Source organism: Pedobacter sp. HDW13 (assembly GCF_011303555.1).
Lineage (GTDB): Bacteria > Bacteroidota > Bacteroidia > Sphingobacteriales > Sphingobacteriaceae > Pedobacter.
This window is the reverse complement of record NZ_CP049868.1, coordinates 4,158,707-4,171,701: the sequence shown is the minus strand read 5'-3', so window position 1 is coordinate 4,171,701 and position 12,995 is coordinate 4,158,707. Positions and strand designations below refer to the sequence as shown.

The window sequence follows — 12,995 nt, the reverse complement described above, 5'->3', positions numbered from 1 at the left end:
TGTTTATTGGTTTATAGTTTATGGCTTATGGATGATAGTTTATAGTTTGATCGCTCATAGTATTGTACGAAAAAAAGCCTCCGATTTTCATCAAGAGGCTTATCATTATTTTTTAAAGCACTTATAAAGAAAAACCCAATCCAACTGTAAATACCAGGTTTTTAGCATTCAAATAAACATCTTTCGAATTGGAAATTTTAGCTGCACTGGCACTAATACCAGCCTGTATATTTAGCCCATTGCGTAGTTGAAATCCTGCCAGTGCATTTCCTCCAAAATCGAGGCGTTTAAAATCTTTGTCAGAACCAAACCTAATATTTTCTTTATCTGGCTTTATAACATCATTATTTATCAATGTATACCTGGCTGTTCCGGATAACGCGACCCCCAAATACGGGCCTAAACCTAAAAATATCTTATTTTTTCCGACTGGAATATATTTAACTGCGTTGGCTGGTATCTCAAAATACAATAGGCTGATTTTACCAGATGAGTTGCTATTTCCCTTAAAGTTAACGTATGTTGCTTTGGTACCTTTACCTGTAACAGAAAAACCTGGTTGGAATACAATATTTTTGCCCAGGGCTATATCTACCGTAGCACCCAAATAGAAAGATGTATTAATATTGCTCCCATCAACGGCAGGACCATTTAACGGAGCAACATCTTTACGTGTTTTAATTTTCGGGAATGTGATACCAGCTTTTACCGAAATCGGTACTGGTTTCTCCTGCGCATATACCGTTAAGCCAAATGTTAATGCAAATAAGAATAAAGTTATTTTTTTCATGAGGTATAGATTGATGAAAGCTATCATTATGCAAAAAGCCTCCAAAATTAGGGAGGCTTTTTAATGTTGTAAGTTTAAAAAGAAAAACCCAGACCAACCGATAATACACGGTTTGTAACCTTCGATACCCGAGTATCAGAATAATCGAGGTTACTCAAACCTAAACCGTAACCAGCATGGATATTAAAACCATTACTTAATTGATAACCTGCTAAGAAATTAACGCCAAACTCTCCACGCTTCATGGTTCCATCTTTACCAAATTTAATATCTTCATTTGTCGAAGTGGTAAGAGATGAGGTTCCTGCCGTTAAAATACCTGTTGTTTTTGTTTTACCGCTTATGGCTGTTGCATAATATGGACCAGCGCCAATAAAAATTTTACCATTGCCCGTTTCGAAATTAACAATAGCATTTACAGGCAATTCCAAATATAGCATACTTAGTTTTGCAGTTCCTCTGAAGGCAATTAAATTATTAGGCTCACCATTGTGCTCATAATAATCGCCTTTACCTCCTTTACCAATCAAAGATAAGCCTGGTTGGATCGAAAACCTTTCTGAGATTTGAAAGTCGACTGTACCGCCTACATAAAAAGAGGTATTTATTTTCCAGTTATCATCTTCATTTTCGGTACCTGAAGTACCAAAAGTTGGAAACGTAACTCCTGCCTTAACGCCTATTTTAGTTGAATTGTTTGTTTGAGCTAAAGCTACTGTACTTAATGCAGCAACCGTTAATAATGATAATATTATTTTTTTCATCTGATTTTTTTGAGCGCTATATACTTGCCCGATTTACATCAAGCCTTTTATTTCATTCTTAATTAAACTAGAAAGAAAACCCCAGACCAACTGTAAATACTTTATTTTTGATTGACGCATCAAAATCTTGGGCTTCTTCGTCGTTAGCCATATTGCTTAAGCCCAGGCCATAGCCGGCATGAACATTTAAACCATTATTTAACTGAAAACCTGCAAGGAAATTTAATCCGAAATCGGTACGTTTAAAGCCCGAATCTTCGAATTCGATTTTCTCTTTTTCTGATCCCATTTTAGCATTAGCGCTTAAAGCATAAGCAAAATAAGGGCCTGCGCCAACAAATAACTTACCCGAATTGGCAACTTTGAAATTTACAAGGGCATTAACGGGTACCTCAAGATATTTGAAGTTTATAGTGGCATTCACATCGGTAAGAAAGTCGTCGTTATCAAAACCAAAACTGCTGCTGTTAATTTTTGTTCCTTTATCGATAAAAGTTAATCCGGGTTGAATAGAAACCAGATCAGATAATTGGAACTCTACGGTTCCTCCTACGTAATAAGAGGTTTTTGTGCCATAACTAAATGATGCACTACCTGCCGAGAAAGTCATATTTGGAAAAGCCAAGCCTGCTTTTAAACCAAATTTAACCGGAGTACTTTGAGCTAAAGCTGGAGTACTTAATGCTGCAACTGTTAATAAAGATAATACGAGTTTTTTCATCAGTTTTTTGAGAAAGTTTATTAGAATTGTTTTTATTTTCCGTGTACCTGCCTGATTGACAAATAAAACGCTACAATGATAAATAAACTAATTTGATAGTTAAAATATTTGAAACAATAAATTTCTGTAAACAAAAAAGCCTCCAATTGCTTGGGGCTTTTAAATGCGTTAAAGGTTCTTACTATAAACCGAATGCAAAAGCAGCGCGGATACCTACAAATGACAGTGTAGTGCTGTTTTTTGACCATCCTTCGTAACGTACACCTAAATCAATACTTGATTTATCTGCAACAGAAAACGAAGCACCAATAGTTGGTGCGTAAGAGAATGCAGTACCTGAGTTTTTTTCTGTAAAAATAGCAGCACCTAGCTCGCCCGATCCGTAAAAGTTACCGCCAAAATAATATTTAGCGCCTGCTTTTAAAGGAACAACGCCTGAATTTGTTGCGCCTAGATCTTTAAGGAATTTTTCCGGAGCCATTGAAATGTACCCGCCTGAAACAGTTAAATTTAATGACTTAGCTACATTAAACTCACCCATTACAGAACCACCGTAACCTAAGCTGATGCCATTAGTATTATCGCCCACAGGCAATAAGAAATCTGGTCCTACGCTAATTTTGTTTACTGCTCCTTCTGTTTGAGCTGAAGCTGCAAAGCCTAAGCCTGCAACCATTACTAAAGAAAGTAATAACTTTTTCATGTGTTTTTTAGATTATGTGTTCGTTAATTATTTTGCATTTATAGACAATAATTACGCCAAAAACGTTACAAACAATTTCAAAAAAGCGAAAAACAGAACACAAACAACTGATTAACAAAACATTGAGATAAATCAATTTTTACTCTAAAAAGTTGTAATTAGGTTAACTAATTAAAAAATACTGTATATTTTTAGGGAAAATGGGCCTGGTTATACCAGCTTAAAGACCAAAAACATAAGCGAATCTGAGCCCTGCAAAGCCTTTGGTATTAACCGTATTCGTCCCAATCAGATTGCTATCGCGCTTACCTGTCCAGCCTTCGTACCTGATGCCCAAATCGAGTTTATTTTCTCCTGATAATTTAAATTGAGTGCCTATACCCGGCGACCAGGCCAATAATGTTTTTAGTCCGTTACTTAGCGGCAAAGCAGCGCCCAGCTGACCTTCAGCATAGAAGCCTTCACTTAACCAATACTTTAAACCTGCTTTTACAGGTGCGTAGCTTAAATCCTGAACCTGAAGAACCTGGTTACTACGACCGAAAAAGTTGATATAACCTGCATTTAAACTCAAGGCCAAATTAGTTGCAGCAGGCAAATCAGCCTTTACAGATGCCCCCAGCCCAACTGCTGATACGCCTGCGAAGTTGCCGGAAGGTAATCCGATTTCGCCGCCAATGCCAATATTAGCGATATTTTGAGCCTTTAACAATGCAGGGATTAAGCCCAGAGCTATAATTAAAGTTAGTTTGATTTTGGTTACAAGCATGAAATTAAGCGGTAAGTTTTCTAAAAATATCTTCTAACGAAAGGCCTCCGTATGTTTTCTTTATTCCTTCCAGCGAATCGTTGGCAATAATTTTTCCTTTATTTATAATGATGATATCATCGCAAATGGCTTCTACCTCCTGCATAATGTGTGTAGAAATAACCACGGTTTTAGCAGCCCCAAGCGATTTAATGAGCAATCTGATATCTACCAATTGATTTGGATCTAGGCCAGAAGTAGGTTCATCAAGAATTAAAACTTCCGGATTGTGAATAATGGCCTGTGCTAGGCCCACACGTTGGCGGTACCCTTTTGATAGCATACCGATTTTTTTATGCTGTTCGGGTGTTAGTCCTACCATTTTAACCACCTCATCTACTCTTGTGACCAGGTTTGTTAAGCCATAGGTTTGCCCAACAAAATTCAAAAACTCCTTAACATACATATCGGCATAGAGTGGCGTGTTTTCAGGAAGGTAACCTACATGTTTTTTTGCAGCGATAGCCTCTGTTAAAATGTTCTTGCCTGATATTTCTGCTGTTCCTGAGGTTGGCTCCAGATAACCTGTAAGCATGCGCATGGTAGTAGATTTACCCGCACCATTTGGTCCCAGAAAACCAAGGATACGGCCCGGGCTAGCTTCAAAACTAATCGAATCGACTGCTTTTTGTTTATCGTAATGCCTGGAAAGGTTTTTAACTGAAATACTCATTTTTTATTTTTTGCCACAGATAAACACAGATTTTTCATCTTACTTATTAGTCAATCAATGCTCTTTTTATCTGTTATTAGTATGTATGTAATGAACTTAACTTTTTATTGTACCTCAATTTATCCAATTGTTCTGCGGCTTGTCCGATGTTATCTGATGATAAAATATCAGCACCATTGTTATTGAGGTGATAATAAACCATTTTAGCCGGGTTTGCAAGCGAACTTTTATCGATATTGCCCATAGTGCCTAAAATCGTTGTGATACCTTTGTTGTGCAGGTATTGGTACAACGCTTTATCGGGCGCTGCAACTCCAACAAAAGCCACAATCCGGTTGTTGGGAATCCCCATACTATTTAACCGCTTCAATTCTGCTTTCTTCTGTACGGAAGCAGAAATCATTAGTTCGGGAGCCAAACGATGCACTTCCTGAGCCTGGTTGGCGGTGTAGGTAATGATAATCGAATTGCTTTCTACTTTATATTGCCTTACTTTTTCGATTACTTTGGCGTAAGATACCCCTTTTTTTAAATCGATCGTTAACAATACTTTCCCCTTGCTCCAGGTTAATACACTATCTAATGTTGGGATTTTAAATTTTGTTTCTTTCCCCGAATCATCTTTTAGGTTAAATGCCTTCAGTTCCTCGTAAGTGTAATTGCCAATCGGCCCCTTACCTGTAGAAGTCCTGTCGAGGTTATCATCGTGCATAATTACCATCACAGAATCTTTACTGTAAGCAATATCAAACTCAATAACCATGGGGTTATAAGTAGTGGCATTGGCAAAAGTTTCGATGCAATTTTCAGGGTAGCCTGGCATTGGACCACCACGATGAGCACTGATTAATGGAAAACGGCGTTCGGGCGACCAGTTTAAGAATTGATATAAATCGTTTGTTGTATTAAACTTAATGTACTGATGCTTTTTTTCTTCAGGTTTGCATGAAGCAAAAAGCGCAACAATAACCACAAATAGCAAATGATGAAATTTCATGGTTCAAAAGTAGGAAAAAATGGAAGATGGAAGAGGTAAAATGGAATTGTTGTTAAGTGCTTAGCTGGTTAATCGGTTAACTGTATGCTATTTCTCATTTACCAATTTTACAGTTTAAACAGTTAACCAGTTCATGCAAATCCATTCTTAATGGCAAAAACGGCCAGGCCAACACGGGTTTTGAGTTCCAGTTTTTCACATAGCTGATCGCGGTAACTTTCAACAGTGCGGGGACTGCAAAACATTTTATCGGCTATTTCTTTGTAATTAAGCTCAGTAACGGTGTATTTTAAAAATTCTTTTTCCCGCTCTGAAATTTTGATTTCCACCTCTTTCGTTTTATTGAGACTGGAGAAGATAATTTTTGATGCCCAATCCGGATAAAAAAATCCATTGATATTTAATTTGGTCAGCGCATTTTCGAGTTCAACCGGGTGCGCATTTTTGAGCAAATAACCTTTTGCACCATTGCTTACCATTTTTATTACACTTTTTTCTTCTCCCTGCATGCTCAGGGCCATTACTTTTACTTCAGGATGGTTTGCCGTTACCCAGGTTACGGTTTCAAAGCCATCCATAACGGGCATACTGATATCCAGTAGTAAAATATCGGGGATTTTGTTGCTGTTTTCGAAGTTTTTAATCAGCTCCATTCCGTTTTCGCAAACATAAATAACCTCAAAATCTTTGAAATTATCGATAATGCCCTGAAGTGCTTTGGCAATCAGGATATGATCATCAACAATAACTATTGTCTTTTTCATGCCGGGCCATTTAAAATAATATTAAGTGCGGTGCCTAAGTTTGGTTTACTTGTTAAATTGAATTCTCCACCGATAATTTCGGCTCTTTTTTTCATGTTTTTTAATCCGATACCGTCAGAAGTAAGGTTATCCAAATCAAATCCCATTCCGTCATCCTGTATTTTTAGCATTAAAAAAGTGTCTGCAGCTGATTTTAACTGAATGCTAATGTTGCTGCATTGTGCATGTTTTAAACTGTTTTGAAGAAACTCTTGTGTTATCCTTAACAATACGTTCTTTTTCACAAACTCCAGATCTATGCGCTCAAAATCATGCTCAAAAGATACCTTACATTTTTTTAAAGCATTTATATGGTCTACTTCTTCCTGTATTAAAGTTACAATTTCATTTTCACTTATGTTATCATTTGTCAGGTTTTTCGATAAACTTCTCAAATCTTGCAGCGATGAGTTAATAATCTGATAAATCTGTTCTATCCGGTTACTGGCTTGCGGCACTTTATTTTCGTGTACAAGCTGCTGGGTGTACAAACTTACCAGGGTTAATTTTTGTCCGATATTATCGTGCAGCTCGCGACCAATCTGCTGCATGGTGGCCTGTTGAATTTCTAACTGGGTACTTAAAAGCTCTTTCTGGTGTATTTCGTTGGCAATTTTTATTTCGTTCAAATATTCTCTCTTCCGCTCTTTGTATTTTTTGATATAAACCATGATGGCTACCACAAACAATACAAAAAACAGGTTAAAAAGGATAATCGTAATTAAGAGCTCTGTTTTCCCCATATAAATGAAATTGAGAATAAGATATACATTACAATGCCCGAGATCAGGAAATAACCAAAGTAAATGTCCCAGATTTGATGATATTTTACCAATAAATAGTAGAATGTCCAAAACGGCAAAGTCCCTATGTAAAACAATGTTACCCCTAAATTAACATAGAACATCCTGTTCCGTATAAAATTAACGATATCAGACGAAGTGATCTGCTTATAATATTCCATAACCACCAAGACCATCAAAATAAGGGATCCGAAAGTATAATTAAACGAAAAGATTATTTTACTTCCCTTAAAGTAAAATTCGCTGGGAATAAATGAAATTAAATACAGTAAGGAAAGTATCCCAAATAGTTTTTTGTTGTTAAATGATTTTATTGCATAAAGCCAGTAAAAAAATATAAACTGAAGCGGAATAACGAGGTAGTTATAATATTTAGTTTTTGAGAAACCAATATACGCCCCCCCCATTTCCCAATGGCTTCACAGATAAAGACAATAACAAGGTAATAGATAAAAAACCGCCAATATTGTTTTTTTAACCCCCTCAAATATAATAAGGCAATAATTGCAGTTCCTCCTTCGAGCCAAAGAAAGCTATCGCTTAAAAACTTCTGGAAGCTGTTCATCTTTTTAAAACATTAATATATCTCAATAGCCGCTTCGGCTGGCGGAATAAGTTGACCATGATTTTGGGCCATTACTTCGCGCGATTGACCATCACTGCTATCAGAACTCATGGCCATTAAAGTAACGGGCTGCTCTTTGCTCCGTTCTTTAATTGGGAAAGTACTTCTATCTAAAGGATTAAAATCATAATCGAGATAAGAACCATTGCTGGCTTTCTTTTTTAACGTGGGGATCATAATCAGGGTATGCCTTTGGGCATAATCTTTTCCAATTTCCTTTTCGTTTTCAAAACCACTCCATTCGTTCGCTTTTGGATAGGCAGCATAATAAAAACGGATACCAAGTGCACCATCTGCAATGCGCGGATCTACTTTTTTAGCGTAAAATTCAATATCGCCAATAAATTTCTTTAAGGTTTTTAAGCCAAACGAAACCGAATGGGCATCTTTTATTTCCATTATCCTGTTAATGGCTTCCAGGTGGTTATTCCGGTAATTATCTACCATTTGCTGAATGATTGCCGGATCCATGGTATTGGGCTTTCCGCGCCTTTCACCTCTGTTTAAGAGATCAATTAACTTTTGTAAAAGATAGTATGCCAGCGCCCCACATAAAAACACTATAGCATAGATAGGTAAATGTTGCATTTCCATAATTTTTAAGTTTTAATTAAAGTTAAGCTTTATTCCCAAATGTGATAAAACTTTCGTTTAAAGCAGATGGGGTTTTCCCCATATTTTGCTGTTGTTTTTACGGCGTTTTATTTTGTTGCTTTTACGATTGATTTGTAGTGGTTTAGCTAAGGTTTTTCTGTCGCAACTGTTCCAACTTTGGCTTAGTGTTTTAAACAAAAAACACAAACAGGAAGAAGCCGAAAATCCTGAACAGAGTAGGCAAAATTTAAAAACCTTAAACCATGTCAAAAACCTTGAAAAAAGAAGAAAAAGTAGAGTACACCGGAAGATACCTTGTACTGCTACCAGAAGGATCGAACACTTCAGATTCGATTAACCAGATCAACAGTATCAGTGGTCTGAATTTAAAAAGCTCATTAGAGTTTGAAAACGAGTTTTTTACCGATAAGGATCTGGCTAAAACAGACGGTATTGTTTTAGATAAGCTCGGCATTGCTATTGTAAACGAAAAACCAAAAGCAGAAAATTCAATCAGCAGTTTCGGCGACAACGAAATGATTGTTGAAAAAGAAAGGGTTGTTTATGCCATCGGTATGCTGGAAGAAAGCACCCAAAATTATGTAGAAGGCTATAGAGATGCCGTAAACCAATTAACTAACGTATTGGTTGGAGCCGAAACTGAAGATTACCAGTACCAGGAACAACAAGCTGAAGTAGAATCGGTTGGTGCTACCTGGGGCTTAAAAGCTACCAATGTTGTACCTACCAGCTTTTTAAGATACAATCCTTACAATGGCGCTGGTATTAAAGTAGCCATATTAGATACCGGTTTCGATTTTACCCACCCTGATTTTGCTGGTCGTCCCATCGTTCACCAAAGTTTTATCAGTGGAGAAAGCACCCAGGATGGTCATGGCCATGGTACCCACTGTACTGGTACAGCCTGTGGTCCGCTAAGTTCTCCTGCAGCATCTGAAAGATATGGTATTGCTTATGCAGCCAGTATTTATATTGGAAAAGTGTTAAGCAATGGCGGTTCTGGTGGCGACGGGGGCATTCTTGCCGGTATAAACTGGGCTATTGCAAACCGTTGCGATGTGGTGAGCATGTCGTTAAGGGGTTTTGTAACCGGTGCAGGTTATTCTGCCGTGTTCGAAACTGCCGCTGCCCGTGCACTGGCGCAAGGCACTTTAATTATTGCCGCAGCAGGAAATGATTCGGCCAGACCAGGTGTTGTAAAACAGGTAATGCACCCTGCAAACTGCCCTTCAATTATGGCTGTAGGCGCGGTAGATGTAAACATGAACGTTGCGGCTTTCTCTAACGGCGGCCTTTACCCAACATATGGTGCGGTAGATATTGCTGCTCCAGGGGTTAACGTATATTCATCAACCAAATTACCTACCAAATACGCCAGTTGGAACGGTACCAGTATGGCTACCCCACATGTTGCAGGTATTGCTGCGCTATGGGCACAGGCATCGGGCCTTAGGGGAATTAATTTATGGAGAAAATTAACATCAACTGCAAAAGCTTTACCTTTACCTGGCAGGGATGTAGGTGCCGGATTGGTACAGGCACCAACCAAAACCAGATTAATTAAATTCCCGATTGATAAGCTTCCGATTTTGGTTAACCCAAGATTCCCTATCGATCCAATTGGCCCAATAGAAAAAATAATACGATGAAAACAAAATGGTTAATATCTGTACAGGATGGTGCCATGGATGCTGTTGTTAGCGCATTGAAGAAAACAGGCATACAAGAGGTAGAAATCCTAAATTCAATTGGTGTAGTCCTTATTGTTCCGGGTAATCATAAAATTGCAGATATTAAGAAAATTGATGGTGTGCTTGGTGTTGAAGAGGAAAGGGATATCAGCATCTAAGCAAAAAATACAGTCTCTCAATTAGACCGGTACCGTTAAAATTATTTAGCGGCACCGGTTTTTTTATGCGATAAAGTAAAAAACATAAATAGCTTTACCATGTTGGCCACCTAAACCTGATTGCAGCGGGCACGAGTGTAACGAAGTAAAGCAGGAGCCCAGAAACCGACTAGCACGACTATTGCTTTGCTGATTATTTTGAACCATACAAGGGATATAACGTATGTAAGCTGACTGATCAAGATACTTTCGTTTGCATTTGAAACCTTAAAACACCTAAATTAAGAGGAGAAATTGTAAAATCTGTGGTTCCTTCACCATTGATCAAAAACCTTAAGCCTTATACCTTTAAACCCTCCACCTTTTTATTATATTTGCCACCATTATGGCTCAAAAGAATAACGACGAACAATTTAAAAATGTAATCTCACACGCTAAAGAATACGGTTTCGTATTTCAGAGCAGCGAAATATACGACGGTTTAAGTGCCGTTTACGACTATGGCCAATTGGGTGCCGAGTTGAAAAACAACATTAAAACTTACTGGTGGAAAGCCATGGTGCAAATGCACGAAAACATTGTAGGTATAGATTCTGCAATTTTTATGCACCCTAAAGTATGGAAAGCCAGCGGACACGTAGATGGTTTTAACGACCCGATGATTGACAACAAGGATTCGAAAAAACGCTACCGTGCTGATCAGTTATTAGAAAATAAAATTGATGAATTATATGCTGAATTAGCCAACTTCAGCGAAGATAACCGGGCTAAATTTAAAGCGTTTCAACAAGAAATACTGGGTTTAAGCGATGAAGGCCAGGCTGCCTGGGTTCCGGGTTTTACAGATGAAGAAACGATTTTAGATCATACCAAATATCCTTTTGTTGAAGAAGCAAGCTGGAGATTTGTTAAAAAAGGTTTAGCACTGGAAGTAGAAATGAACCTGGCGCTTAAATCAGAAAACCTGGCTCAGCTAAAAGATTTAATCGTAAATTATAAAGTAATCTGCCCAATTTCTAAAACCTCTAACTGGACAGATGTACGTCAGTTTAACCTGATGTTTAGCACCCAGTTTGGTGCCATGGCTGAAGGAAGTGATGAAGTGTATCTTCGTCCGGAAACGGCACAAGGTATTTTTGTAAACTTCTTGAATGTACAAAAATCGGGCAGGATGAAAATTCCTTTCGGTATTGCGCAAATTGGTAAGGCTTTCAGAAACGAGGTAATTGCCCGTCAGTTTATTATGCGTATGCGTGAGTTCGAGCAAATGGAAATGCAGTTTTTCGTTCGTCCGGGTGAAGACAAAAAATGGTTCGAATACTGGAAAGAAGCACGTTTAAAATGGCACAGGGCTTTGGGTACTGCGCCAGAGAAATACCGCTACCACGACCACGTTAAACTGGCCCACTACGCTAACGCCGCAACCGATATCGAGTTCGAATTCCCGTTTGGATTTAAAGAGGTTGAAGGTATCCATAGCCGCACCGATTTCGATTTAACGCAACACCAAGAATATTCGGGTAAGAAAATGCAATATTTCGATAACGATTTAAATGAAGAAGGTAAACCTTATGGAAATTACGTTCCTTATGTAATCGAAACTTCAATTGGTTTAGATCGCATGTTCCTGCTAACCATGATCAATGCTTTTGAAGAGCAGGATTTAAGCACTGAAGATAAACAGGATAGCCGTACTTTATTGCGCCTACACCCTGCTTTGGCTCCATATAAAGTGGCTATTTTTCCGCTAACGAAAAAAGATGGTCTGCCAGAAAAAGCACGCGAAATTATGGATGCACTGAAATTCGATTTCAACTGTATTTATGAAGAAAAAGATGCAATCGGTAAACGCTACCGCCGTCAGGATGCAGTAGGTACACCTTTCTGTATCACGGTAGATCACCAGAGTTTAGAAGACAATACCGTAACCATCCGTCACCGCGACAGTATGGAACAAGAACGTATTGCCATTGCCGATTTAGGTGATATTATTGGTAAAGCCACCAGCTGGAAAACTTTGTTAGCTTAGTTTTTTCCATCTTAGACAGCTAAGCACACCATAAATAATATTAAGTCGCAGGCTAAAGCCTGCGACTTTTTTATGCAAGAGAAAATGAATTTAAGCGAACACTACAATAAACTTTACAGAGATGCTGTTACAAAAATTGCTGTAGGTAAATACGAAATAGATCCGTTAATTGATGATGAAACTGACAAGCGCCTGGGCATTACCCTGGTGATCAGACCTGATTTGGCAACAAATACCCAAATTCAGGAGTTTTTGGCTGAGGTAAAAGCCATTGAGCCCGATCAGTATTTTTACCACAACAGTGATATCCACATTACCTTAATGTCCATCATTTCATGCTATGTTGGTTTCGACTTAAATGATATTGATGTACAGGATTATGTTAGCCTGGTCCATGAGGTTCTAGCCCGGCATAAAGGTTTCAAAATTCAGTTCAAAGGGCTTACTGCTTCGCCATCGTGCATTTTAATACAGGGCTTTTTAACAGAAACGCTGAACCAGATTCGTGACGATTTAAGAGTTGCATTCAAAAATCCTGATTTACAGCAAAGCATCGATAAGCGATACGCTATCCAAACGGCACATGCCACCATTGTCCGCTTTCGAAAACCATTGCAAAATCCGGTTGCACTGGTAAACCTCCTGGAAAAATACCGTGATTTTGATTTTGGAACCTTCGAAGTAAAGCAAATCGAACTGGTATACAACGACTGGTACCAGCGCGAAAGGTTTGTTAAAAAACTGCATGTGTTTCCCATATAACGTTGCTAAATTCTATATCTTTGCTACTTAATTAATTAACCTTTCAAATTAAC

The 12,995-nt window shown here is 38.1% G+C and carries 14 protein-coding genes; 4 read left to right on the top strand and 10 right to left on the bottom strand.

What is annotated here, in order from left to right; genetic code table 11:
• Positions 1-121 precede the first annotated feature (121 nt).
• The 10 genes from G7074_RS17615 to G7074_RS17570 form a co-directional block, all read right to left on the bottom strand.
• Positions 122-790: an outer membrane beta-barrel protein gene (locus tag G7074_RS17615; RefSeq protein ID WP_158674123.1), complete on the bottom strand. Its 669-nt coding sequence runs from the start codon at positions 788-790 to the stop codon at positions 122-124.
• A gap of 74 nt (positions 791-864) precedes the next feature.
• Positions 865-1,554 carry a porin family protein gene (locus G7074_RS17610; RefSeq protein WP_124560664.1) on the bottom strand — a complete coding sequence of 230 codons (690 nt, stop codon included), beginning with the start codon at positions 1,552-1,554 and terminating at the stop codon, positions 865-867.
• 67 nt (positions 1,555-1,621) lie between these two features.
• A complete protein-coding gene (locus tag G7074_RS17605; RefSeq protein WP_166210186.1) occupies positions 1,622-2,275 on the bottom strand; it encodes a porin family protein in 654 nt (217 codons plus the stop codon).
• A gap of 181 nt (positions 2,276-2,456) precedes the next feature.
• On the bottom strand, positions 2,457-2,978 hold the full coding sequence (locus G7074_RS17600) for a hypothetical protein (protein ID WP_166210183.1): 522 nt from the start codon (positions 2,976-2,978) through the stop codon (positions 2,457-2,459).
• Between the two features lie 220 nt (positions 2,979-3,198).
• A complete protein-coding gene (locus G7074_RS17595; protein ID WP_124560667.1) occupies positions 3,199-3,747 on the bottom strand; it encodes a hypothetical protein in 549 nt (182 codons plus the stop codon).
• 4 nt (positions 3,748-3,751) lie between these two features.
• Complete coding sequence (locus tag G7074_RS17590; protein WP_166210180.1) at positions 3,752-4,459, bottom strand: ATP-binding cassette domain-containing protein; 708 nt, start codon at positions 4,457-4,459, stop codon at positions 3,752-3,754.
• Between the two features lie 76 nt (positions 4,460-4,535).
• Entirely contained in the window at positions 4,536-5,456 is a 921-nt protein-coding gene (locus tag G7074_RS17585; protein ID WP_124560669.1) for a glycerophosphodiester phosphodiesterase family protein, read from the bottom strand.
• A gap of 131 nt (positions 5,457-5,587) precedes the next feature.
• Entirely contained in the window at positions 5,588-6,220 is a 633-nt protein-coding gene (locus tag G7074_RS17580) for a response regulator transcription factor (RefSeq protein ID WP_124560670.1), read from the bottom strand.
• The gene (locus tag G7074_RS17575) at positions 6,217-7,002 is read right to left on the bottom strand and encodes a sensor histidine kinase (protein ID WP_124560671.1); all 786 of its coding nucleotides are present in this window, start codon (positions 7,000-7,002) and stop codon (positions 6,217-6,219) included. The genes G7074_RS17580 and G7074_RS17575 overlap by 4 nt, the downstream gene beginning before the upstream one ends.
• Before the next feature lie 637 nt (positions 7,003-7,639).
• On the bottom strand, positions 7,640-8,281 hold the full coding sequence (locus G7074_RS17570; protein ID WP_124560673.1) for a hypothetical protein: 642 nt from the start codon (positions 8,279-8,281) through the stop codon (positions 7,640-7,642).
• Positions 8,282-8,544: 263 nt separating this feature from the next.
• Here G7074_RS17570 and G7074_RS17565 point away from each other — a divergent pair, with 263 nt between their 5' ends.
• The 4 genes from G7074_RS17565 to G7074_RS17550 all read left to right on the top strand — a co-directional run bounded on the left by G7074_RS17565 (position 8,545) and on the right by G7074_RS17550 (position 12,942).
• Entirely contained in the window at positions 8,545-9,951 is a 1,407-nt protein-coding gene (locus tag G7074_RS17565) for a S8 family serine peptidase (protein WP_124560674.1), read from the top strand.
• A complete protein-coding gene (locus G7074_RS17560; protein ID WP_124560675.1) occupies positions 9,948-10,151 on the top strand; it encodes a hypothetical protein in 204 nt (67 codons plus the stop codon). Before G7074_RS17565 ends, G7074_RS17560 begins: the two co-directional genes overlap by 4 nt.
• A gap of 385 nt (positions 10,152-10,536) precedes the next feature.
• A complete protein-coding gene (locus G7074_RS17555; protein ID WP_124560676.1) occupies positions 10,537-12,180 on the top strand; it encodes a glycine--tRNA ligase in 1,644 nt (547 codons plus the stop codon).
• A gap of 84 nt (positions 12,181-12,264) precedes the next feature.
• On the top strand, positions 12,265-12,942 hold the full coding sequence (locus G7074_RS17550) for a 2'-5' RNA ligase family protein (RefSeq protein WP_166210177.1): 678 nt from the start codon (positions 12,265-12,267) through the stop codon (positions 12,940-12,942).
• Positions 12,943-12,995: the final 53 nt, after the last annotated feature.

Bases quoted from the DNA above. Each gene is read 5' to 3' on its own strand.
- G7074_RS17615 (WP_158674123.1), bottom strand. From the start codon at position 790: ATGAAAAAAATAACTTTATTCTTATTTGCATTAACATTTGGCTTAACG.
- G7074_RS17610 (WP_124560664.1), bottom strand. From the start codon at position 1,554: ATGAAAAAAATAATATTATCATTATTAACGGTTGCTGCATTAAGTACA.
- G7074_RS17605 (WP_166210186.1), bottom strand. From the start codon at position 2,275: ATGAAAAAACTCGTATTATCTTTATTAACAGTTGCAGCATTAAGTACT.
- G7074_RS17600 (WP_166210183.1), bottom strand. From the start codon at position 2,978: ATGAAAAAGTTATTACTTTCTTTAGTAATGGTTGCAGGCTTAGGCTTT.
- G7074_RS17595 (WP_124560667.1), bottom strand. From the start codon at position 3,747: ATGCTTGTAACCAAAATCAAACTAACTTTAATTATAGCTCTGGGCTTA.
- G7074_RS17590 (WP_166210180.1), bottom strand. From the start codon at position 4,459: ATGAGTATTTCAGTTAAAAACCTTTCCAGGCATTACGATAAACAAAAA.
- G7074_RS17585 (WP_124560669.1), bottom strand. From the start codon at position 5,456: ATGAAATTTCATCATTTGCTATTTGTGGTTATTGTTGCGCTTTTTGCT.
- G7074_RS17580 (WP_124560670.1), bottom strand. From the start codon at position 6,220: ATGAAAAAGACAATAGTTATTGTTGATGATCATATCCTGATTGCCAAA.
- G7074_RS17575 (WP_124560671.1), bottom strand. From the start codon at position 7,002: ATGGGGAAAACAGAGCTCTTAATTACGATTATCCTTTTTAACCTGTTT.
- G7074_RS17570 (WP_124560673.1), bottom strand. From the start codon at position 8,281: ATGGAAATGCAACATTTACCTATCTATGCTATAGTGTTTTTATGTGGG.
- G7074_RS17565 (WP_124560674.1), top strand. From the start codon at position 8,545: ATGTCAAAAACCTTGAAAAAAGAAGAAAAAGTAGAGTACACCGGAAGA.
- G7074_RS17560 (WP_124560675.1), top strand. From the start codon at position 9,948: ATGAAAACAAAATGGTTAATATCTGTACAGGATGGTGCCATGGATGCT.
- G7074_RS17555 (WP_124560676.1), top strand. From the start codon at position 10,537: ATGGCTCAAAAGAATAACGACGAACAATTTAAAAATGTAATCTCACAC.
- G7074_RS17550 (WP_166210177.1), top strand. From the start codon at position 12,265: ATGAATTTAAGCGAACACTACAATAAACTTTACAGAGATGCTGTTACA.